Below are 22,312 nucleotides of genomic sequence, written 5' to 3'. Positions count from 1 at the left end.
TTATGCGGTAATGTCGCGCACCCGTTGCGCCAACCACTCAAGATCATGGTCACGCAGCCCGATCTCGGCCAGATGTTCTACGGTGTTGTAAAGATATTCATCATTCGGACCGCGCCCGCCAACCGCATGAGCGATGATCCGGGCCTGTTCCTCCAACGGCATCCCGCCGCAATACTGGACGTGGTCGGCATCGATCACATAGGTAACGGCATTGACGATTTGGCCGTTTTCCAGGTGCACATCCAGCATACGTTCAACATAGGCCGAGGAAATCAGCTCGCGCTCGCGCAGCTCGTGCAGCGTACGGTCTTCGTGACCCGCCTCGACCGCAAGGGCCAAACCGGTGCAACTGGCGTTCTCCTGTTCGTCCAGTGCCAGCACCAGGCCCGGTTTTTCTTCGGTCCCGCGGTGGTGGATCGAGCTCATGCAGAAGGAGCGGGAATAACCATGAAGTGTCGCGCGTTCACTGCGTGCCACCGGAAAGCCCGGATTCCACAGCAGCGATCCATATCCGAATACCCACATCGTCATTGCACTGGTCCTCGCCTGTTTCGGCCTATAAACATCAATTCCAAGGCGGGAAAAAGGGCCTTTCGAATGCGTATAATACGAGTGTTGATTTTTGTTTCCCTGGCATGGAGCGCCTATTGGTTCGTGGCCGGGTATGGCCTGCGCTCTGCGATCACTGGCTGGTTCGAACAGCAGGAGGCGCGCGGCTGGCAAGCGGATTTCTCGAATGTCGCGACAGCGGGCTATCCGACCCACCACATGACCCGTCTGAACAATCCGGCGCTGGCGGATCCGGTGAACGGCACGGCATGGAGCGCGGATTGGATCGAATTCAAAAGCCCCGCCATCTGGCCCGGCCGTCAGATATTGCGGTTCGCGGACACACCGCAACGCCTGTCATATTTCGACCAGACATCAACAATCGTGGCCGACGAATTGCTGGCCGAGCTGCAATTGCAGCCCGGCGTCTCACTCGTGCTGGAGAAAATGGCTTTGACGGCCGAGGCCTGGTCGGTGACGGAAAACTCCACCACGCTGGCCTCGGGCGACACACTGAGCCTGATCATGGAACAAACGCCAATTTCAGAAGCCTATTCCATCACGGCCCGCGCGGATGGGTTTACACCGGGGGAAAAACTGCGGGCCCTGATGCATTCCGCAAGTTCATTACCGCAAAGCTTTGAGACGCTGGAACTGGATATGGTCACCACTTTCGACAAGGTTTGGAGCCGGTCCGCCCTCGAAGACAGCCGTCCGCAGCCCGTGGCCATCGATCTGCGTCTGGCCGAGATCAAATGGGGTGAGCTGCGCCTGTTCGCGACCGGCGATTTGGATGTGGACGCCCAAGGTATCCCGACCGGAGAGATTGCCGTCAAAGCCGAAAACTGGCGGGATATGATCGCAATGGCAAACGCGGCGGGTGCCCTGCCCGATCAGGCCGTTGATCCCGTCACCCGAGGGCTGAACTTTCTGGCAGGGCTGGCCGGAAACCCCAACGCGCTGGATCTGCAACTGAATTTCCGCGATGGTTTCGTGGCGCTCGGGCCATTGCCTTTGGGCCCTGCCCCGCGTCTGATCCTGCGTTAACGGCAGTAAGGTCCGCTGCGATAGCGGGCCGTATCAAGGTGGAAATGATCCTTGTGATAGCGATCGGAATTCGGCCCCAGCACGGTACCAAACGGGCCGCACGCCCCGCGCCAGATCTTCTTGAGCTGTTTCTGAGACGGGTTCTTGCGCCACCCGTTCAGGACGGTCACCACCTCACCGTCAGCCATTTTGAAACCTGAGATATCGATCGCACGACCCTTGCCATGTTCGGATATCCGCGCACCTTTGCGGTTGTTGCGGGTTCGGCAGGCATAATGGGCGGCGATTTGCAGCTCGACCACGGGCCCGCGGCGTTTGAAGGTGGGTTTGACGGTCTTGTCGACCCACTTGTTCAACGCAATGGCGGTGCCGCAATCCATCGTCGAGGGGCGGCTGAGCATCACACCCGAAACCGAGGTGATCTGCACCGCATCCTTGACACCACAGGCTGAATTCTTGCTGCCCACACGGCCAACAGGTTTGCCTTGAATGGCAATATCCCCGCAAACAGACCCTTTGCGCAGCTTGCGCCTTTTGAACAACACCTGCTGCTCGACAGACTCGGGTCGCAAATAAGGCATCAAGGATGTGTCCGGCCCCAGAAGTGGCAGCTCCGACGGGCGCGCCGCCGCAGCCGTGACTTGCGGCGAAACCGGACGCGAAACCGGACGCAGGTTGGCAATGTCAGAAGGGGCAGGCGCGCTGACAGCCTGCTGAACAGTCAAAGGGCGCATGAGGGGCACCAAAGACTGGTCAAGGGGCGCGGCATGAACCGGCGCGGCGCTCAAAGCAACGACCCCAATCAGAATATGCCCCCAGCGCAGTCTCATGAACTTGCCTTTCCCCGCCCAAAGTCCGGCGCATCCGTATCCTGCCCGGCATCGATGATGCCGCGACGAATAGCACGGGTGCGGGTGAAGTAGTCAAACAAATGATCGCCGTCGCCAGTGCGTATGGCGCGTTGCAGGGCAAAAAGCTCTTCGGTGAACCGGCCCAGGATTTCCAGCGTCGCATCCTTGTTGGACAGGAACACATCCCGCCACATGATCGGGTCGGACGCGGCAATCCGGGTGAAGTCGCGGAAGCCGGCGGCCGAATATTTGATGACTTCGCTGTCGGTTACCCGTCGCAGATCGTCGGCCACGCCAACCATCGTGTAGGCAATCAGGTGCGGCGCATGGGACGTTACGGCGAGGACCAGATCGTGGTGATCCGCATCCATCTCATCGACATTCGACCCCATGCCCTCCCAGAGCGCGCGCAGACGGGCAATGGCATCCGGGTCCGAACCCTCGACCGGGACCAACAGGCACCAGCGATTGTCAAACAGTTCGGCAAACCCGGATTCAGGGCCGGAATGCTCGGTCCCTGCCAAGGGATGCGCGGGAACGAAATGCACTCCGTCGGGGATATGAGGCTGTACCGCCCGAATGACGCCCCGCTTGACCGAACCCACATCCGTAACGGTGGCACCGGGTTTCAGCACGGGTGCAATTTCTTCTGCAACTGCGCCCATAGCCCCCACAGGCACGCAGAGCACGACAAGATCGGCGCCTTCAACCGCCTCGCGTGCCGTGTCGCAAACACGGTCACACAATCCGATCCTGCGCGCGGTTTCACGGGACTTTTCAGACCGGGCATAACCCGTCACTTCCCCGGCCAGCCCTGCACGTTTCATCGCCCAGAACATGGACGAAGCAATCAGGCCCAGCCCGATCAGCGCAACGCGGTCGTAAATCTGGCTCATGCTGCGCCCTCTTTGAATGCAGTGATCGCCGCAACCACACGGCGGCAGACTTCTTCGTCGCCCACGGTGATCCGCAAGGCGTTCGGCAGGTTGTAGCCTGCAACCCGGCGGACAATCAAACCCTGCGTTTTCAGGTAGTCATCGCAGGCCTCGGCCTCGGCCTGATCGGCGAAACGCGCTAGGATGAAGTTGGTGCAGGACGGGTCCGACGGCACGCCTGTCTTGGCCAATTGATCGGCCAGCCACACACGAAGGCGCGCGTTTTCGGCCTGACAGAAGGTCAGGAATTCCACATCGTTTACCGCAGCTTCAGCCGCCGCCAATGCGGTCATTGACAGGTTGAAGGGCTGGCGCACCCGGTTCAGCACGTCGATGATCGGGCGGTGCGCATAGCCCCATCCGACACGCATACCGCCCAGCCCGTACACTTTTGAGAAGGTGCGCGTCATGATTACATTCTCATGGGCGTCAACCAGCGACGCCCCGCCATCGAACCCATCGACAAACTCCGCATAAGCGCCATCAAGAACCATCAGGCAGGTGTCGGGCAGACCCAGCGCCAGACGTTCCAGTTCGTCGTTCGGGATCATGGTCGAAGTTGGATTTCCGGGGTTGGTGACAAACACGATCCGCGTCTGCCCCGTCACCGCGGCGAGAATGGCATCCACATCCACCTTGCGGTCACGTTCGGCCACCATGACCGGCGTCGCGCCGGCCATGCGGGCGATGATCGGGTACATGGAAAACCCGTGCTCGGTATAGATCACCTCGTCCCCCGGCCCCGCGTAGGCCTGGGCGACGAATTGCAATACCTCGTCGCTGCCGACACCGCAGATGATCCGCGCCGGGTCCAGCCCATGGCGTGCGCCGATGGCCGCGCGCAGGCTCGCGTGGTCGGTGCTGGGATAACGATGCAGAGTGGCCGCGCTGTCGCGCACCGCCTCTATGGCCTTGGGGCTGGGTCCAAACGGGTTCTCGTTCGAGCTCAGCTTGATCACATGCTCCACTCCCGCCACATGCGACTGACCGCCCTGATACAGCGCGATGTCCATAATGCCGGGTTGTGGGGTGATCTTGGTCATGAGAGGCTCCGTTGAATGGGCCTCTCATACCTGTCTCAAAGGGTTGAGAAAAGCGGCAATTCCCTCATGCGGCCTTGAAGCGCGCTGTTGCCGGGTCAGCGTTGTAGTAAGGCGTGAATTCTTCGGTCCGGTGCGACAGGTCATTGACGCTGTCGATGATGAACTGAACCGTCTCTTCGCTCATCAGATATGAGAAATTCAGGCGCACCCAGCCGGGTTTTTTCATTTCTTCCCCAGCGGACAAGGCAGCGTGCAGCGCCTCTGACGTTGCCTGATCGATCCCCAGCAAGCGGTGGGCGTAGGGTCCGGCACAGGCACAGCCGCCCCGCGCCTGAATGCCGTAGATATCGCTGAGCATCCGCGTAAACAGCTGCTGGTGCACGGGCTGGCCCGCATTGTCGCGCACCAGGAAGGAAAAGATCGGCAGACGGTGCGCTTTTTCGACCCCAAGCAGGGTCAGGTTCGGGTTGTTCTTCCAGCCGTCCAGCGCCATTTGATTGTACTGCGCCTCACGCCGGGCGATTTCGTCCGTTCCGACGACATCCTTGACGATGAAGGCCAGCGCCGCACGAATGTCTCCGATCACGTTGGGCGTCCCGGCCTCTTCCCGGGTGGACAGATCGGTGCTGTAGTCATGCCGCCACGGTGAAACGAAACTTACGGTTCCACCGCCGGGCCAGCTGGGGCAGGTCCGTTTAACGGCCGATTGGTTCACAACCAAAACGCCTGACGCGCCCGGGCCACCGGGAAACTTGTGCGGCGAAACCACGATCGCATCCTTGCGGGCCCCTTCGGACCCCATGTCCATCGGCAGATAAGGCCCACCACCGGCATAGTCCCAAACGGCCAAGGCACCATACGCCTTGAGCATCCGCGTGACCGGATCAGGATCGGTGACAATGCCCGTTACGTTGGACGCGGCAGAAAACGATCCGACCACCAAATCGGCATCCACATGGGCCTCCAGCGCGGCTTTCAGCGCATGCAGGTCCACGCCACCGCCCTCGGCCTCGGGGATTTCGATGACACATGCCTTGCTTTCGCGCCACGGCAGAATGTTTGAGTGATGTTCATACGGTCCGATCAAGACAATCGGCTGGTCAGCCTCTGCCACCCCTAGCAGGCTGACCAACCGATTGAGCCCCGCAGTGGCGCCGGACCCGGTAAAGATCACCGCGTCCTCTTCCCGAGCACCAACAATGCGGGCTATTTCCGCCCGCGCTTCGCGGCGCAGACGTGTCATGTAGGACCCACAGTAGGAGGCCTCGGTGTGACTGTTTGCGTAAAACGGCAAAACGTCCTGCGCCACAAAATCCTCGACCTGCCGCAACGCGCGGCCCGAAGCGACGTAATCCGCATAGACAAGCGGCACGTCTCCAAGCAGACCCGGGATCAGAACGTTCTCGCCGATCAGCCCATCGCGCAGATTTGAATTGTGAGCGGTGGAACAGAGTTCCGCACGGAATTTGGACAGGGTCATGGCATTGGCTCCTTACTGCCATACCAATGTGATATTTCTGGCCCGAGGAAACTTCACATATCTTTGCGTGGATTTTTGAATTTTTGTGTCATATGATCAGTTATGGCATCAAAAATAGATCAAATTGATACACGCATACTGAAAGAGCTGCAAAAGGACGCCACCCTGTCACAGCGGGAATTGGCGGATCGGGTTGGCCTGTCCCAGAATGCCTGCTGGCGGCGCTTGAAGGCCCTGAACGAAAACGGTGTGCTGATCGGATCCACGGCCCGCATCGCACGAGAAGAACTGGGGTTGAGCCTTGTGGTCTTCGTCATGCTCCGCACCCGACACCACTCTGCCCAGTGGCTTCAGGCGTTTCGGAGCCATGTTCTGACAATCCCGGAAGTCGTGGATTTTCATCGGATCGGAGGGGATTACGACTATCAGCTGAAAGTCGTAACGCAGGACATGTCGTCATATGACAAGGTCTATCAACGATTGATCGAAAAGGTCGAGCTGGACAGCGTGACCTCGTATTTCGCGATGGAAGCGATCGCCGAAGGCAGGCCCCTGCCGATCTGACACGCACTACATTTGCCCAAAAACACCCTAAGGAGTCGCAGGCAATGTCGCGATGACGGCTGCGCCATGGGCAAACCAAAAAAAAGACCGCGCAAAAGCGCGGCCTTTCGGAATTCGATTTCGGCGAAGATCAGTTCTTCGCGTTAGATACCAGCGACAACTCATATTTCCTGCCCTTGATTTCATTAGATAAATTATATCAATTCGAGACTAAGCGGTTCAGGATTTTGCGGATGCGCTAACCAACGCTAACCATTTAATCGTCCATAACCGCCCGCATTGCGCCTATCGTCGCGCTGTCGTCGGCCCACGCGAGATAGGTTTGGGCGGTGATCTGGGTGCTTTCGTGACCCGCAATCCGGCTGACTTGGTTTAGCGGCACCCCTTTTTCCAGAAAACGGGTCAATGCGCCGTGCCGAAGGCCGTGTGTTGTCCCCCTGACACCCAAATCGCGAAATGTCTTATTGATCGGCTTGGTCGCGACTGATGAATACATCGGCAACCCGCGCGGGTCAGGGAATACCAGTTCGCTGTCGGTTGTCGTCTGTCGCCGTTTCAACATTTCTATGACAGGTTTCGCTAAGGGCAATGTACGGTGTCCGGCGCTGGTCTTTGGGTGTTCTTGGACCTTTATCCGCTGCCGGGTGTCGTCTGTTCGAACGGTGATGCGCCAGATGCGGGCTGTTTCTTCGCCCCAATCAATATCCTCCCAGTGTAGCCCCAAAGCCTCGCTGAGACGCAATCCGGTATAGGTCAGCAGTATGATAAGGTCTGCGGAATAATCGTCACCACCTTCCCGCAACTGTTCTTCGGCCCTGAGAGCCTGTTCGCGGGTCACTACGCGCGGCGGTGCTTTCTTCTGTTCTACCTTTGGGACACCTTCCCACGGACGCCCATCTATAAGACCCCACGTGCTGGCGTCTCTCAGTGCGCGTTTCGCGACCTTCATATAATTGTTGATCGTGGAGGATGCCAATCCGCGTCTGTTCAGTGCGACCTGAATATCCGAAAGGTGGAAGGCTGTTACTTCCGACAGCTGCAAGTCACCCAAAATCTCGGATATGTCTAAACAGATGCGTTCCTTGCTGTATCGGGTGCTGTAGCTTTTCCCCAATGTGTTCCGGGGAAGCCAGGTGCCCAATAGGAACTTGCTCAAGGTCAGGTGACGGTTGGCGGTCAGAGAATCATTCGCCGCCTCTGCTTCGCGCAACGTCGCCAGCTTTTGGGCTCCGCGCTTTCCGTCTTTGCCGTCATATCGCTCAGTGTGGACCTTCATCTTTCCGGTGATGTCCTTTGCCCGCCACGCCGCCAGATAATAGGTGCCGCGCTTCTTGCTGAACTTCTTCATCGTATAAGCCACTGCCGATGCGTCCTTTTCTCTACTGTTAGCTTTTAGATAATAAGAACTAATCTGTGGCGTCACTACACGAAAATAGTGCCTACTGTTTAATTGTAGATAATGTACTTATAAATCAGGATGTTAAGGCGATTATTTATATTTACTCGGCAGCCTTAGATCGGGTACGATTTACGGACTAACCTAAAGAGTTAGCAGGAAAGGTGAGACGGAATGAGCGATACAGAAGAACTGCCGGATTGCATAACCCCAGACGAATTAGCAAAGCGGCTAAACGTCAGCCGGGACCACGTTTACCGAATGTGGCGCGGCGGTTTCCTGCGCGGGTTCAAAGTCGGACGCCGCATTGTGATCCCCCGCACTGAGGTCGGACGGATTTTGACGGAAATGGACGAACAGGTTGTCCGAGACTTGCGGGAGTTTAAAGGGCGAGCAGGGTGATTAATTTCCGATTGAGCGAATGAAAGGCGCTCAGTCGAAAGCCAATCTCCCTCGAAAATGAAAACGGGCCGCATTGCGACCCGAAATCACGAAAAGGTACCAGAATACCCCGCCTAACCCGCAGGTATTCTACTGCGCCTTTTCTGTAATTTAAAGGGGCAGGCAGAATGTCGAAAATGAAAGACGTACAGGAAAGATGGCGCAGCGGCGAAGGAAAGGTCAATGCTGACGAGTTCCTTGCTGACGTCGCTAAGGAAACAACACTGTGGAATAGCGGGTTGTGGGCCTTACCAGCCGTTCAATCCTACCTCAACCGAATAGGCGCAGAGCCAATCGGAAAGCGGAAAGCCCGCATAACTGAGTGGGACAGCCGGAATTACAAGGAATACGAGGTAACAGTTGCTTTCGATCCTGACGCAGATCGGGAAAAGTTCATAACTGTAGTAGCGCAGGGCGACAAAATCGGTCAGGAGGCCGAATATGCGCCGACTGACGAAGAACTGTCTGCGATCTATAACGCACGGGACGCAATCGAATGGCCTACCCCGGTTGCTCTATCTATGGACGATGCGCGGGGGATACTCGACAGTGTTCCGGGGCCGGTTGACGTTTGGCCGAAAGGCAATCTCAAAGGCGGCATCGGCTTTCCGAAATATGCGGTGGGGTCTTACGTCAACCTTGACGACCTAACCGACACCGACAACACCGACAGCGTAACAGTGACGCCCGTTATCACTAAGGATGGTCTGGTCGCGCTCGAATTGCGCTGTGACTTCCGAGACGGAGGGAAGCTGTGCCAGGTGTTCCAGCCGTTTTCGGACGGGATGTGGTATTCTGAGGAAGGGCAGTTGCCGCTTGTCGGTTTGCCGCCGCTGTTGTCCAGTGCGGGGCCTGTGGATGTTGTTCTTGTCGAAGGGCCGAAGGATCAACGCGCTGCCCTAAAGGTTGCTGACCCGGATCGCTACTGCCGGACGGACGCCGAACGCAAAGCTGCGCTCGACAATCAGTGGTCGAACTTCCTGCGTGGCAAGATTGTTCTCTCCTACCTGCGGGGGGCTGGCGGGGTCCGCGTATCAGACTGGTCGGTTTTGACGGGCCGGAATGTAAAGTCGCTGACGATAATCTGCGACAACGACGATCCGGGGCGAAAAGCAGCTTACAGGATTTCAGAGGCGCTTTGCGACAAACAGTTCCCGGTAAAGGCTGTTCTCCACTACCCTGCGGGGTTCCCTGATAACTGGGGCTTTGCTGACGGGTTCGGCGCTGTCGAACGCTTCGAAAAAGAACAGGTCGAAAAGGGCAGCCCATTGTTGTCGCTTGTCGACTGGCGGTTGCCGGAGACAATGCTGTCGGACATAACGTGGATAACTTACTCCTACTGGGGCGTAGACAAAGACGGCAACCCGGAACTTAAATATGCGATCCGCAGCGGACAGCCTGCAGGGTGGACCTACATATCCGAAATTGATGGCTTTACCGACGCCAACCAACCGATGGGCAAGATTTTTACGCCGCAGAAATTCGAACGGCAATTCCACCCGCGAAAGCATAGCGCGGCACAGAAGATGCCCGTTAAGGACAAGATTTCTTCTGACCCGGATACGAACTACAATCAGTTGACCTTTGTTCCCGGCGAAGCAGATCGCGTCATAATCGGACAGAACGGAATGAGGTTGCTCAATCGCTGGAAGCCTTTGCCCTTCGACCCGAAAGAGCCAGACCCGGAAGAAATGGCTTTTCTGGCTGACTTCCTTGCCGAAGCAATCCCTGACCCGTTCGAACGCTTTCAAATGAGACGGATTATGGCAACGCAGATTGCCTACCCGGAACGAAAGCACTTCGGCGCATTTATGTATTCCCGAACGCAGGGAACTGGCAAATCTGCCCTCGCTACGATGATTATGAAGCCGATGGTCGGGCCGGAACACTTCATAGCAATATCAGGGACCAAGATCGGATCGCGCTTTAATGCCTCGCTGGAGAATAAGACGCTGTGGTTTGCGGATGAGACGGATGATGGTGACGATAGCGTCTACAACCACATTAAGACGATGATCACCGAAGATGATATCAACATTGAGAAGAAAGGGATTGACGAATACAGCAATTCTAACTTCGGCGTCCTTCTGATCGCATCAAACAGGTCGAAATCGGTGTTCATTGAGATCGGTGACCGCCGATTGCTTATCGTGTTTTTCCGTGACAGTGAAATCCCGAAAGAGACAGTTGTTCGCTTGTCGCGATGGCTCCGCAATTCGGACGGATATGCGAAGTTGCTCTGGTGGGCACTTAACTTCGAAGGACAGTACAGCGACGGGACGCCTGTCGAAGAACCGCTGTCGGTTGACGACTTGCCGCAAGAATATCTCCGAAAAGGTGAGCCGACATATCCCCTCGAACCGCGCTACATCAGGGACAAGGAGAATGCGCCGATGACAAATTCGCGCCGGGAATTGATACGGCGGCAAACCGGGAAGGCTGTTGCTGATATGTTAGAATACCTCGACAGGTTGTCGGATGGCGCAGCCGAGTGGGTTCTGTCGTTTGATGAGCTGTACGAAACCTATCAGAACCACGGACGCTACCGGGACAAGATGCCGTCAAAGGAAGAAACGCTGGCACAGATGGCTCGTGGTGGCTACTGGCACATTCCTACGGCTTACGCTGCGGAAGGCGATAAGGGGCGGCGTACAAAGCTGGCCCGATATAGGCCAGAGGCGCAATATGACCCGACGAAAAGCAATCGACAGTTGTCGGAGGATGAGAAGCGCAAACGATCTGGCAGGATGGACCTTCTGTTCAGTCCGCAGGCTGTCGAGAATTTGATGTGGTCTGGCCGTTGCCGGGTGGTCGATGAGAAGCTGCTGACGTTTATGCCCACAGAGGAAAGCATATCGAAGGCCGTACAGTGGCTTGTCGGGAAAAACTCAGAGGTAATGCGGAAGGTTGATCCGAATGATCTCAACGGTGCCTTCTAGTCTCGTCCTATCCCGTCCTTCTTGCGTCCTATTCTATAATATTATTTAAATATATGATATATAATAATAAAATAGATATTCGACCTCTGCGTCCTGCGCGACCCGTGGTTTTTAGGAAAAGTTGTCGGAAAGGGGAGAAATGCCGAAAACACCTCTCCGAACGCTCTTGTTTTCGGAAATTCGCTTTTCGCAGGACGCAGTGTTTCGGGGTGTGAATAACTGTTTATTTTCTATGAATAAATCTGCGTCCTCGGCCCTAGGACGCACTGAGGACGGGGCAGGACGCGCAGGTTTTTCTGCGGGAAAGAAGCAAGAAAAGCGACCCTATGGCCGCTTCCCGTTTAGGTTAGACGATCCGCCGTTGTCGAGTAAAGCGAAAAGAAAACCCGCAAGCAACGGGCGTCAACTTACGGGTTCTCTGTCGTGTCAGGACCATTGATCGAACCCTAAGCGTTTTGGGCAACTCCAGTAAACAGATTTCAGGGGGGGCAGTGTCTCTCGTGGTCGTTCGATAATTATTATCGAACGGCAGCACTGAGGATGTCACTAATAATTAGTGACATACACCCCAAAGCGATTTCAGGGGGGCAGTGTTTACCTCCCCCTATAGGCGCATAGGATAATTTTGCTCCGGTACGGACGCGCAGTACATCCGATGGCCCTGACGAAATACCGTCTAGGTCAGGCGACGTTTCTACACCCGCAAACCGCCAAACGTCCGCCACGAGAATTAGGGCTAACGCCCTACCCCAGACCGACCCACTGACCGAACCCATACCGCCTCTCCTACAGCCGGATATTAAGCGAAGCAGAGAAGCCACCTCAGCGACGGAGGGCAGGACCGACAAAGCCAACCTGTTCGCCGGAGAAATTATCCGTCCGGTTCATTGATCGAATAGGCATAGCGCGCGCACGCACGCATACGCGAGACCACCCCCGCACTCCTGCTCCCCACACTGCTGCTCAAAACAACAGATCGGCAACCCCATCATCGCTAACGTCGCGAACAATCGCACCGAAACATTATTACATACAATCTATCGACCGCAGAATAATCTTTCGCAGTCCAGTCCATATCTTATTGGGTCGGATGCTTTGGGGCGGGGGCAGTGAAAAACCTAGACACACACAACACCGGCGAACCCCCCAACTCGCTTTCCCCCCTTATCCGCACCGAATTGCTGTTCTTAATTACAATTAAATGGCGTCATTAATTACAATTTAATATTCTGTAACGCTCCAATGTTTTTTCCGAATATAAGAGTTAAAGCCACTGGTTTTGGAGAGATAAAATGCCAATCAAAAGTCCCGCACAATTGAAACGCCGATTAGACGCAAAGCCACCCGAACCGCCAAAAGATTTCTTGCCGCGTTTCCGCGAAAGCACCCACTTTATCTTCGGGCAATACCTGAAGTCCCGGCCATATTCAGAGTGGAACGCATCTGACCTTCGGGTTTTGGCGCAGATTTGCATTCTCGAAGACATCATTATGGACGCTACCGACGCAATCGCCACAGACGGGATCACCGTCATTGGGTCGAAGGGCCAGCCAGTGAGCAACCCAGTAATGGCCTCAATGATCAAAGCGCAGCAACAGCAAGGTTCAATGATGCGACGCCTCGGCATCGCCATCGGCGGTATCGCCAACCCCAAGGGGGCAAAGAAAGACGCTGATTGGCAGCGTAAGCAAGATGAAATCGACGCCAACGACAACCACGGCTTGCTTGCCTAATGCCGTTCGAAGCCGACACCCCAAGTCTAAGTCATTTCTACCGACAGTCTGATTTCCATCGGATGACTTTGGGTCCGGCAGAAATGGATAGACTGTACAACCTTTGGATCGCAAGCATCATCGCCCGCACAAGGGCCAAGAGGCCTGAATCCAACGGTGGTCCGGTAGGCAAGGCGTTTCTGGTGTCCCGTGAGTTCTACCGCATCTGCGACAGTTTGGGCTTAGACCCAGAATGGACGAAACGGCTTCTCAAGCCCTACGCAGGGTCCACCAAACCGTTTCCTCGCCTTGTCGCCCAGCAACTGAAAGGCAAAAGAAGCTATGGACCCGAATGAACTGGCCGAACGCAGATTTATCAACATCTGCCTCGCCTTATCGTCCACCCAAGCAACCCTTCGCAACGGGATGATCGCGGCAGACCTTCCCGGTGTTGTTCGCGGGGTCCAGGTGATCTGTAACCACACCCGTATCCCAGAGTATTCGTGGGAATTCGGTGAGGTGGCATTCAAACTCCAACACGCTCGCATCGGGGAACGCATCGAACACCTACGTTTGGGCGCATCGCTGGGCGCGGCCCTAATCACAGACCGTTCCATCGGCCCTGTCCTATCCGGTCTTAGTGACGACAAAGACTTCCCGTGGGAACGCAACCCGGCAATCTGGAAAGATTACCTGTCGTACATCCTGCGTCGTGCGGAGGATTTCCACGACCTTATGTTCGACAACTGGGGCCGGGACACCAGCGGACCATTTCTCGAAAACATCCAGATCAATCGGCGCAAACCAGACACAAACTTTTACGACACGAAACTCAGTCTAGGAGACACCAAATGACCAATGCAGCAACGGCACTGCGCACAGTAATCGCGAAAGCAAAGTTTTTGGGCATCATCGAAACGGCGCATATGGCCGACCCGGAGAAATTCACTCAGTCCGACATTGATAAGGCCGAAGCACAACTCCAAGGCGCAATAGCGGATTACTCCAATCATTATCTACAATTAAAAACTAGCGAAATGGCGGCGGAATTGCTGGCCTAATAAAGCTGTAACGCATCAATATCAGTTTCGGCTATTCTTTCGATAAGCAAAATAAGAAGGAATGGCCGAAATGAAACACGACAATAGCGAATTCACATCTGAAATTCCCGATTTCGACATTCCTGATTTCCAGTCAGTCCGCACCGATCCCGAAAAGCCCAAATCCGACACAATTACCCGCAAATGGGTGATCGAAAGCATTATCAAATCCCGCAAGGCCATTTTGGGTGCTGTCCCCGGCCTAATCATCGACGGGATTAAGGCCGCATCCGTCAACCAATCAAAAGAAATCACCAAACTGAACAGCCAGATCACCGATCTGGAGGCCACGAATGCCGTCCTTTCTGGAAAAATCGCTGCACTGGAGGAAATGGTGCTCGAACTGATCGACAACGCAACCAAGGAAGAAGAATAAGATGCCTGCAAACCTTCATCGCTCACAGAGCAATTCCGCATCCCGCGAAGTGAAGAAGATCCAGCAACGCGGTGCCGAATTTCGCGCAAACGAAACTGAAAAGGCCAAATCCCGGTCCCACCTCGCCAAGCTAGAGTTGATGGACGAAATGCCGGAGATTTTGGGTGAGATCAAAACACTTCGGCGTCAGGTCGAACGGCCCATCACAGTAACAGCAAAGCTTCCGGAAAAAGTCGAACCAAAAACCGTCAAGCTGCCACGAAACTCCGACCCCATCACCTTTGGGCTTATCGCTGAAATCCATCGTCGGAAGAACAAGACGCCAATTGAAGAAACCCTGCGCAAAGCACTGCCGGGGGATGAAAACCGCCTGATCCGCAATATGGCGAAACGGTTCCTGAAATCCGCCACTGATCCGCTGACGACCACAGACGCAGGGGCTGGCGCTGAACTCGTTGATCATACGGTTGGCGCATTCTACTCGGACCTTGCACCAGTCAGCGTATTCGCCGCCTTACAGCAACACGCACCAACATTCTCCTTTGGGCCATATGCCTCCGTCACAATCCCCCAGAGGGCAGCGAACAATAAAGGCGATATGAAACCCGCGTGGGTCCAAGAAGGCGCGACAATTCCAGTTCTCAACGGCGCATTGGGCTCCACTTCGATCCATCGTTACAAGCTGGCCGGGATTTCCGCATTCTCCGACGAACTGCTCCAAACGTCCATTCCGTCTATCGCATCCGTTGTCCGTTCATCCTTCCTTGAGGACGCGGCGGCTGGTGTCGATGAATACCTGTTGGACGACAATGGCCCGGTTCCGGCATTGCGCCCCGGTGGACTTCTGAACGGCGCTCCGAACCAAGCGTCAGCCGGGAACACCCCGGCCAACATCGCCACTGATCTTGCATTCCTGCGCGGGGAAATGGTGAAGGTTGCCGCGCGTAAGCCAGTGCTGATCCTGAATACACTTCGCGCTTTGGGCCTCGAAATGTTGTTCGACAGCGCCAGCGGCACCTTCCCGTTCGCAGCAATGATCGCAAACGGAAATCTGTTCGGGGTTCCGCTGATCGTCTCGGACACTGTTCCCGCCGACAAAGCAATTATCGTGGACGCTGGTTCGTTGATGCTGGCGCGGGATATGCCCGAATTTGTCGCGTCCCAAACCGTCACCCTAGCAATGCTTGACGCGGACGGGGTAGCCCCAACGATGACCGCGACGGGTACAACCGCCGACGCAGTAGACAACGCGGGTTCCGTTCACGTTTCCGACGCAGCCGGGACCGTCCCGGCAACTGAGGTCCGGTCAATGTTCCAGACAGCCGCCACTGCGCTTCGGTTCGTCCTGCCCGTCTCTTGGGGTGAGGTTCGGAAAGGCACAGCCTATCTGACGGGTGTGGGGTGGTAATGCCGGAAGTTGTCGTTGGATATACCAAGTTCGGAGCCTTCAAACGGGCCATAGCCTCGAATTGCATATTCGACATCGGCCCTCTCACCCGTCCGATAGTGACAAAGGACAACCAAACCGTCCACATCGCCCCAGCCCTCGACATAAACGATCAGTATTTGGGCTGTTTCATCGCGGACAGCGACTGGGCCGAAATCCAACGCGAGAGGAATGCCCAATGATCTCAGTAACCCATTCCCGAAACGGTTCAGTAACCATCGCCAAGGACGGGATAACGATTGCCGCCCTATCCGACGCCGACACTGTTGGGGAAACCCTGCGAAATTTGGGTGTATCTCCCGAAGCCATCATTTTCGTCCAGAATGCCAACGGCGTGGACAACAAAATCCTCGCCCGAAACCTTATTCCTGCGGAGGTGACAACGTGATCGACAGGTATAGCAAATTCGGGGTGAAACAAAATTACCCTGTAGACGAAACGATGTTCGATCTATCCAAGACTGTTCCCGGTACTGAAATGGTGCAGCTTGGCCGCTCCCAAAGTCTCCACGGACGGTCTGATGATGCCGATTGGTGGCCCATCTACGTGAAACCCGGAGACTTGACGCCGTGATCGACTATGCGCTGATAAACGACGCCATTTTGGGCTTAGTCTCTCAGGCAGTCTTAGACGGATACAGCCTCGCCAAAGAAGGCAAGGATGTCGACAATGGGCCGCTGAATGAGCGCAGGGAAGAACTTTTGGCCCTGATCCGGTCGGAAGTCGAAGCAGACAGGCTTTTGGAGGTTGCCAAATGAGAAAACCCATCGCCCACGGCCACCCGTTCCCGCTCAGCGCCTTAGACGACCTTTCCGACGCAGAGTTAGCGAAGCGGGCAGACGATTTGTTCGAAGCTGGACTGAAAATCGCGGCAAGATCGGTGCGTGGCAGGTTAGAGAAACGTCAGTTTTATAGGGATTTGAATGCCTGTGAAAACCCGCAGAACAAGACCCACGAAGTCCTTTCGTAATGCCACAAAGAAATACGTCGAACGGAAGGTGAAGGAAATACTGGCCGAAGAAAGGGGCAAAGATGGATATGGACGCAATCCAGAGCGCACTGGTCAACATCGCAACCGAAGCCAGTAGGTTCGGTGCGGAAACAGCGCTTGCCGAAAAGACCGGAACTTTGACCGATGATCTTATCCACGACCAGCGGGTTTCCAACGCAGTACACAAAGCCCTGCTTACCATTCGAGACGAATACCTTCTCTCAACGTTTAAAGGAAGGCTGAACTAAATGACCAATCAAGTCCTGCTAACACGGTTCCGCCTCGACAACTCCCAAGCGATAACCCAAGCCCGCCAATTCGAAGCCGCGATCAATAAGCAAAACAAAGCGATGGTCCAGACGGGCGCATCAGCAGCAGCTATGGGACGCGCGGCAAAGACCCAAGCTGCCAATATGAACACTTGGCGTAGGAACATTGGGCAAGCATCGTTTCAGGTGGCCGACTTCGCCATCGTTATGCAGCAGGGCCAAGATGCCTTGCGCGCCTTCGCCATCCAAGGCGGGCAGCTGGCAGGCGCATTCGGTCCTTTGGGTGCTGTGATCGGCGGCGTTATCACTGTCGGTGGCCTTCTGCTCAGCACCTTCCTCCAGAACGCAAACGGCGCCAAAGAGTTGGAGGATGCTCTTAAAAGTCTGCGGTTGGAAATTGACGAACTTCGCTTTGGGCCATCCGAACAGGAAATCGCACTGGGCCGCGAAGCGGAAGCCCTGACGCGCGAACTGGAAGAATTGGAACGCGTCATTGCTTCTGTCCGTTCGGGATTTTCCGGCAGCAAATCCGATCTGGAAGACATTAATGAAATCCTTCAGGAAATGGTCGGCAGCGAACAGGAACGACGCGCCGAAATCCAGAAGCGCCTAAAGGAAATCGCCAAAACCAGAGACTTCCTTGAGCGCGAGAAGGAAGCACTGAACGATATTTCTGGCACGACTGAGGGTTTGGCGGCTGCGAACGAAGCACTTAACGACATCTACGCATCAGAACTGGAAACCCAACAGAAGATTTTGGGTGTTCTGCAAGAACAAGTGACAGCAGTCGTTAATCGCGCGAAAGCCGAAGGCGCACTCATCGGCGGCTATCAACAGCAACTCGACAGCCAAAGTTACGGCGCTGGTCAAGCTGCGGCCCGCAAACTGCTCCAAGAAGGATACAAGCTGCCGGAGGACAAGAGCGCATCGAGCGGCGGCGGCGCAAGTGAAATCGACAAGCAACGGCAAGAAATTGAACGCCTTCTTCCGCTGGTCCGAAAGGCGATTGACGATTACAAGACGCTTGCCGAAACGATCCGCGATGATCTCGGTTCCGGATTCAAAAGCGTTGTCGAAGGCGGCATTTCGGATTTTGTCGATTGGATTGCCACGGCGGATACATCCTTTGAAGATTTCGCCAAGAACTTCTTGCGGAATATGGCGAAGATGATCCTACAAACGGTCCTTTTGAATACAGTAATGAAAGCATTAGGTGGCGCAGGCGGGTTAATCCCGTTCGGCGCTGGCGGCATCGTTTCTTCATCGTCCGCCGAACCCACCGCAGCCTTCGCCAAAGGCGGTGTCGTAAACGGGCCGATGACTTTCCCGATGGGCGGTGGGCGGACTGGTCTGATGGGTGAGGCTGGACCTGAAGCGATTATGCCTTTGGGCCGGGATAGCCAAGGTAATTTGGGCGTGGCTGGACCCAACATTACGATTAACAACACTGCGGGCGTCGATGTGTCGGTTGTACGGGCAGATGACGAGTTGATCGAAATCGCTGTCAGCAAGAGTGTGGCGGCAGTGAAAACCGAGTATTCGAAAGATATGCAGACAGGCAGTGGAACCTTTAGCAGATCGCTCGAACAGGGATATACGTCGCGTAGGCGCGTTACCTGACGGTTGATGGGGGGTAGGACTGCACCTGGCCTTTACCCCACACCCTGCACGCTATTTTCTTACTCGTAGGCTGCGATTAGATGCAATACCGCATCTACGACCTCTGGTGGAATATCGTGGCCTTTTGCTATTGCGTCTGCTACCCCGATTAAGTTCATTGCAGTCCCTCGCATTCGATTGTGGCCTTCGGTATCTCCGCAGTCGCAGTTTGCTTTTTCGAGAATTTTCTTTGCTGCTTCCCGCAGTTCTTCTTCTGTAAATGGGCATTCTCGTGGACGCCAGCTATCGAAATCATTAGCTACATCTTCGAGGGCTGCTGCGTACCGTCTCATAAACTGGCGACTATCTTCTGTGAGTTCGGCAGTTGCTGCTTTTTCGTACAGTTTTTTTGCTGCGTCTCGCAGGTCTGCTTCTGTCAGTTCTTCTTCGTCTATCATTGTAACTCCTACGTTTACCGGGACGGGATTGTCCCGGTTTCCGGGGGCCTAGAAACGCGCGTAGACGGGGGAACAGCCCCTTTCGGACCTATCCCCGCCTAGAACGCTAAACCGCCCTAGGGGTATCTTATCGGGTAAAGATAGGCTGCGGGAAGCGCGACAGAGCGATTTATTTATTATTTACAATGGGTTGCAGTCAAAACAGATTACCCGGCCATCTTTCCGGGTCGGTTCGACAATGATCGCCGCGTCGCAATCGTCACAGCGTTCGAAATCGCCTGTCTCGGCCCGTTCGATGAACTCTGGATAATATCGGATGTGGGCCTGTATAAATGGGTCGTCTTTGAAGGTTCGGTTTCTGGCGGCTGCTATCTTTTTGTCTTGCCAGCTTTCTTTCGCCCCTGCTGACACCTTCGCCTTGGTTTCTGGCCTGTTCATTGCTTCTTTCAATGCTGCTGAATGTTTCGCCTTGTATTCATCCGAGTTGTAGGCTGAGTTCGGGTCGGCGTATAATGCCTTCATTGCTGCTAAATGCTTCGCCCTGCGTTCTGGCCTGCTCATTTCTTCTTTCTGTGCTGCTGACTTCTTCGCCTTGTATTCATCCGAGTTGTAGGCTGAGTTCGGGTCGGCGTGAGCTGCTTTCTTTAATGCTGACATCTTCGCCCTGCGTTCTTCATTGCCGGGTCCAAACCAAGTCTTTTCATTCAGCAACCGAGCACCATCAGACGTAAACCCATCAGCGTCATTTCGAAGGTTGTAAAACTCCGCTGATCCGGCTGCGTCTATGTCCCACAAGATCACCTCTTCAAGCTGATACGCCTCTTTCCCCGGATCACTTTCAAAGGTCGCAATAATGTATCGGTCGAAGTCGTCACCCTTATCCTGATCGTGGTTCAAATCGACATTCGACCCCCGATAGTTGTCGGTTGACGGATCACCATCGAACCTCCGCGACCCGATATACAGATATGGCGGGGTTTGGGCTTCTAGGCGCGTCCAGTTGACCCAAAGGTACAGGTACGACACGACCTTTTGGGCGTCGTAATCATCAGGCCGCAGGATCACTAAGCCGTACATATCCGCGATGGCGTCGGCCACTGTTTCGCGGGTTTCGGTGAGCAGGAGTTCAGCTATCAATGGTTCCCCCTGTCGTTACCTCTTAGATTTTACCGAATACAAGGGGCTGTAGTAAGCGCGACAGGCGGTTATTCGCCTGCAACAACAGAGGGTTGACGGGCAGCGAAAACTCAGCCGCCCTAGCAGGCTCAGACGGGTTCGCCGCCTTCCCTGCCCCCGCGCTTGATCCGGCCCACTGTCCGGCGTCTCCCACGGTCCCCGCGCTTATCGGGTCCGGGTCCCCATTGGTTACGGTCGATAATAATTATCGACCGCCTTTCGGGGATCAATGGGGTTTGATTCTGGATTTCCACTTGCAGTTGCACGAAACGCTAACCATTTCGCTAACAAAAGAAAAAGCCCCTCGAAATTCGAGAGGCTTTCCAATGCTTTACGCAAATTTTGCGCTGAGAACTTTAGTTCTTCGCGTAGAATTCGACGACCAGGTTCGGTTCCATGACGACCGGGTAAGGCACATCGCTGAGGCCCGGCGCGCGCACGAACGTCGCGGTCATTTTCGAGTGATCGGCGTCGATGTAGTCAGGAACGTCACGCTCGGCCAGTGCGACGGCTTCCAGGACAACAGCCAGTTGTTTGGATTTGTCACGCACCTCGATCACGTCACCTTCTTTGACGCGGTAGGACGGGATGTTGACACGCTTGCCGTTCACTTTGACGTGGCCGTGGTTCACGAACTGGCGCGCGGCAAAAACAGTTGCGACAAACTTGGCGCGGTAGACCACAGCGTCCAGGCGGCGTTCCAGCAGGCCGATCAGGTTCTCACCAGTGTCGCCCTTTACACGCTCGGCTTCAGCGTAGATGCGGCGGAACTGCTTCTCAGTCAGGTCGCCGTAGTAGCCTTTCAGCTTCTGCTTGGCGCGCAGTTGCAGACCGAAGTCAGACAGTTTGCCCTTGCGGCGCTGGCCATGCTGGCCGGGGCCGTATTCGCGACGGTTGACCGGGGATTTCGGACGACCCCAGATGTTTTCGCCCATCCGGCGGTCGATTTTGTACTTGGCAGACGTGCGTTTGGTCACGGCTGATCTCCTTCGTTAGGTCGAAGCCCTGACGGGCCACTATGAAGGGCGTTGTCCTCTTGAGGTCTCCCCCATGACAGGCATCCCCTTGCGGGGGCCACCAACACCAATGAAGCCGCGCTTATATCCGCAATGCTGGCGGAGTCAATACAACATCCCGCAAAGTTCAGAAAAACGATCAGGGCAGACAACCAGCGGCCCGGGCTCCGCACCCAAACCGCAAGGCGGCGGCTTGAAGTCCTAGTTTGAGGTCGGGAAAGAAACTACCGTCGCGCCGCTTTTCGCGGCGGGGTTTGGGATCATCGCAAGCTCGGTCACTTCGACAATCCAGAACTCTTCGTCCCGTGGCGGGCAAGCGCCTTCGAACACAAGAGCCCGCGACGTATCGTTGCCATCGGCAACAAGCTTGGCAGAGAACTTCTGCGCACCGTTGGTAAGGGTAAGGGTTCCGGTCACATCGCCCGAAATCTCACGGACAATAGGAAAGTGGCTGGTCACCGGGCTGGAAAGGCCCCCGACATTTCCGATTTTTCCGATGCTTTGCTCGGCAGTCTCACTCATGACGATTGCTTGTCCACGCCATGACCATGCTGCTCCGACCGTCATACAGGAAAGGGGCGCGTCTTCTAGCCCATCAATTTCCGTCTGACACCAAGTAATAGCTATTTGACCGTTTGTTCCGGCTCTCATCTGCCCACTCGCACTTACCAACACCCCAACACTCAATTTTTTCCTTATCAGCACAAATTCCGGCGGAAAAGAGACAGAACTGTAGCAAACCCAAGATTGTTGTTAATGTGACTCAATTCTTGGCGCTGTTCGTCAGGGGCGCCGGCCCGTCGATGACGGTTGTGACCAGCGATGGGCGAAACCAATACCAAAAAACCTGATGGCATTGAACGAACTGATGTGCAGGTATCAATTCTTCTTCATCGCCCAATGGTACGGAACACTATCCCGAC

General features: G+C 55.4%; 24 protein-coding genes. 14 read left to right on the top strand and 10 right to left on the bottom strand.

Annotated features, from left to right (window positions below):
- Positions 1 to 531, bottom strand: a complete 531-nt coding sequence (locus ACR0LI_RS00355; protein WP_480717817.1) for a gamma-glutamylcyclotransferase — start codon at positions 529 to 531, stop codon at positions 1 to 3.
- 66 nt (positions 532 to 597) lie between these two features.
- Between ACR0LI_RS00355 and ACR0LI_RS00350 the strand changes: the two genes are divergently transcribed.
- Complete coding sequence (locus ACR0LI_RS00350) at positions 598 to 1,596, top strand: DUF2125 domain-containing protein (RefSeq protein WP_480717816.1); 999 nt, start codon at positions 598 to 600, stop codon at positions 1,594 to 1,596.
- Here ACR0LI_RS00350 and ACR0LI_RS00345 read toward each other — a convergent pair.
- The 4 genes from ACR0LI_RS00345 to ACR0LI_RS00330 all read right to left on the bottom strand — a co-directional run bounded on the left by ACR0LI_RS00345 (position 1,593) and on the right by ACR0LI_RS00330 (position 5,905).
- Positions 1,593 to 2,426 (bottom strand): extensin-like domain-containing protein, encoded by an 834-nt coding sequence (locus ACR0LI_RS00345; RefSeq protein ID WP_171634528.1) that lies wholly within the window; start codon positions 2,424 to 2,426, stop codon positions 1,593 to 1,595. The two genes, ACR0LI_RS00350 and ACR0LI_RS00345, sit on opposite strands and share 4 nt — an antisense overlap.
- Entirely contained in the window at positions 2,423 to 3,343 is a 921-nt protein-coding gene (locus ACR0LI_RS00340) for a prephenate/arogenate dehydrogenase family protein (RefSeq protein ID WP_171634530.1), read from the bottom strand. The genes ACR0LI_RS00345 and ACR0LI_RS00340 overlap by 4 nt, the downstream gene beginning before the upstream one ends.
- Positions 3,340 to 4,425 carry a histidinol-phosphate transaminase gene (gene hisC, locus ACR0LI_RS00335; protein WP_480492171.1) on the bottom strand — a complete coding sequence of 362 codons (1,086 nt, stop codon included), beginning with the start codon at positions 4,423 to 4,425 and terminating at the stop codon, positions 3,340 to 3,342. Before hisC ends, ACR0LI_RS00340 begins: the two co-directional genes overlap by 4 nt.
- A 64-nt stretch (positions 4,426 to 4,489) precedes the next feature.
- Positions 4,490 to 5,905 (bottom strand): aminotransferase class V-fold PLP-dependent enzyme, encoded by a 1,416-nt coding sequence (locus ACR0LI_RS00330; RefSeq protein WP_480492173.1) that lies wholly within the window; start codon positions 5,903 to 5,905, stop codon positions 4,490 to 4,492.
- Between the two features lie 102 nt (positions 5,906 to 6,007).
- Between ACR0LI_RS00330 and ACR0LI_RS00325 the strand changes: the two genes are divergently transcribed.
- Positions 6,008 to 6,469 carry an Lrp/AsnC family transcriptional regulator gene (locus ACR0LI_RS00325; RefSeq protein ID WP_171634539.1) on the top strand — a complete coding sequence of 154 codons (462 nt, stop codon included), beginning with the start codon at positions 6,008 to 6,010 and terminating at the stop codon, positions 6,467 to 6,469.
- A 256-nt stretch (positions 6,470 to 6,725) separates the two neighbouring features.
- Here the strand turns inward: ACR0LI_RS00325 and ACR0LI_RS00320 are convergent, their stop codons facing one another.
- Positions 6,726 to 7,892 (bottom strand): tyrosine-type recombinase/integrase, encoded by a 1,167-nt coding sequence (locus ACR0LI_RS00320; protein ID WP_480717815.1) that lies wholly within the window; start codon positions 7,890 to 7,892, stop codon positions 6,726 to 6,728.
- A gap of 147 nt (positions 7,893 to 8,039) precedes the next feature.
- Here ACR0LI_RS00320 and ACR0LI_RS00315 point away from each other — a divergent pair, with 147 nt between their 5' ends.
- The 12 genes from ACR0LI_RS00315 (at position 8,040) to ACR0LI_RS00260 (ending at position 18,760) form a co-directional block, all read left to right on the top strand.
- On the top strand, positions 8,040 to 8,267 hold the full coding sequence (locus tag ACR0LI_RS00315) for an excisionase family DNA-binding protein (protein ID WP_480717814.1): 228 nt from the start codon (positions 8,040 to 8,042) through the stop codon (positions 8,265 to 8,267).
- An 893-nt stretch (positions 8,268 to 9,160) separates the two neighbouring features.
- Positions 9,161 to 11,245: a DUF5906 domain-containing protein gene (locus tag ACR0LI_RS00310; RefSeq protein WP_480717813.1), complete on the top strand. Its 2,085-nt coding sequence runs from the start codon at positions 9,161 to 9,163 to the stop codon at positions 11,243 to 11,245.
- A gap of 1,292 nt (positions 11,246 to 12,537) precedes the next feature.
- Entirely contained in the window at positions 12,538 to 12,978 is a 441-nt protein-coding gene (locus tag ACR0LI_RS00305) for a P27 family phage terminase small subunit (protein ID WP_480717812.1), read from the top strand.
- Positions 12,979 to 13,299: 321 nt separating this feature from the next.
- A complete protein-coding gene (locus ACR0LI_RS00300; RefSeq protein WP_480717811.1) occupies positions 13,300 to 13,812 on the top strand; it encodes a hypothetical protein in 513 nt (170 codons plus the stop codon).
- Entirely contained in the window at positions 13,809 to 14,018 is a 210-nt protein-coding gene (locus ACR0LI_RS00295) for a hypothetical protein (RefSeq protein ID WP_480717810.1), read from the top strand. The genes ACR0LI_RS00300 and ACR0LI_RS00295 overlap by 4 nt, the downstream gene beginning before the upstream one ends.
- A 70-nt stretch (positions 14,019 to 14,088) precedes the next feature.
- Entirely contained in the window at positions 14,089 to 14,433 is a 345-nt protein-coding gene (locus ACR0LI_RS00290) for a hypothetical protein (RefSeq protein ID WP_480717809.1), read from the top strand.
- A 1-nt stretch (position 14,434) separates the two neighbouring features.
- Complete coding sequence (locus tag ACR0LI_RS00285; RefSeq protein ID WP_480717808.1) at positions 14,435 to 15,841, top strand: phage major capsid protein; 1,407 nt, start codon at positions 14,435 to 14,437, stop codon at positions 15,839 to 15,841.
- A 217-nt stretch (positions 15,842 to 16,058) separates the two neighbouring features.
- Positions 16,059 to 16,268: a hypothetical protein gene (locus tag ACR0LI_RS00280; protein ID WP_480717807.1), complete on the top strand. Its 210-nt coding sequence runs from the start codon at positions 16,059 to 16,061 to the stop codon at positions 16,266 to 16,268.
- 181 nt (positions 16,269 to 16,449) lie between these two features.
- On the top strand, positions 16,450 to 16,638 hold the full coding sequence (locus tag ACR0LI_RS00275) for a hypothetical protein (protein ID WP_480717806.1): 189 nt from the start codon (positions 16,450 to 16,452) through the stop codon (positions 16,636 to 16,638).
- Positions 16,635 to 16,850, top strand: coding sequence for a hypothetical protein (locus tag ACR0LI_RS00270; protein WP_480717805.1), 216 nt, complete (start codon positions 16,635 to 16,637; stop codon positions 16,848 to 16,850). Before ACR0LI_RS00275 ends, ACR0LI_RS00270 begins: the two co-directional genes overlap by 4 nt.
- Before the next feature lie 62 nt (positions 16,851 to 16,912).
- Positions 16,913 to 17,119 (top strand): hypothetical protein, encoded by a 207-nt coding sequence (locus tag ACR0LI_RS00265; protein WP_480717804.1) that lies wholly within the window; start codon positions 16,913 to 16,915, stop codon positions 17,117 to 17,119.
- Positions 17,120 to 18,760, top strand: coding sequence for a phage tail tape measure protein (locus tag ACR0LI_RS00260; RefSeq protein WP_480717803.1), 1,641 nt, complete (start codon positions 17,120 to 17,122; stop codon positions 18,758 to 18,760).
- 59 nt (positions 18,761 to 18,819) lie between these two features.
- Here the strand turns inward: ACR0LI_RS00260 and ACR0LI_RS00255 are convergent, their stop codons facing one another.
- The 4 genes from ACR0LI_RS00255 to ACR0LI_RS00240 all read right to left on the bottom strand — a co-directional run bounded on the left by ACR0LI_RS00255 (position 18,820) and on the right by ACR0LI_RS00240 (position 21,911).
- Entirely contained in the window at positions 18,820 to 19,197 is a 378-nt protein-coding gene (locus ACR0LI_RS00255; protein WP_480717802.1) for a hypothetical protein, read from the bottom strand.
- 180 nt (positions 19,198 to 19,377) lie between these two features.
- The gene (locus tag ACR0LI_RS00250) at positions 19,378 to 20,334 is read right to left on the bottom strand and encodes a GIY-YIG nuclease family protein (RefSeq protein ID WP_480717801.1); all 957 of its coding nucleotides are present in this window, start codon (positions 20,332 to 20,334) and stop codon (positions 19,378 to 19,380) included.
- 395 nt (positions 20,335 to 20,729) lie between these two features.
- Positions 20,730 to 21,350, bottom strand: coding sequence for a 30S ribosomal protein S4 (gene rpsD, locus ACR0LI_RS00245; protein WP_152459028.1), 621 nt, complete (start codon positions 21,348 to 21,350; stop codon positions 20,730 to 20,732).
- Positions 21,351 to 21,590: 240 nt separating this feature from the next.
- Positions 21,591 to 21,911: a hypothetical protein gene (locus ACR0LI_RS00240; protein ID WP_480485612.1), complete on the bottom strand. Its 321-nt coding sequence runs from the start codon at positions 21,909 to 21,911 to the stop codon at positions 21,591 to 21,593.
- Between the last annotated feature and the right edge of the window lie 401 nt (positions 21,912 to 22,312).

It is taken from the genome of Ruegeria sp. CL7 (assembly GCF_056536445.1).
This window is presented reverse-complemented; position numbering and strand designations above follow the sequence as displayed.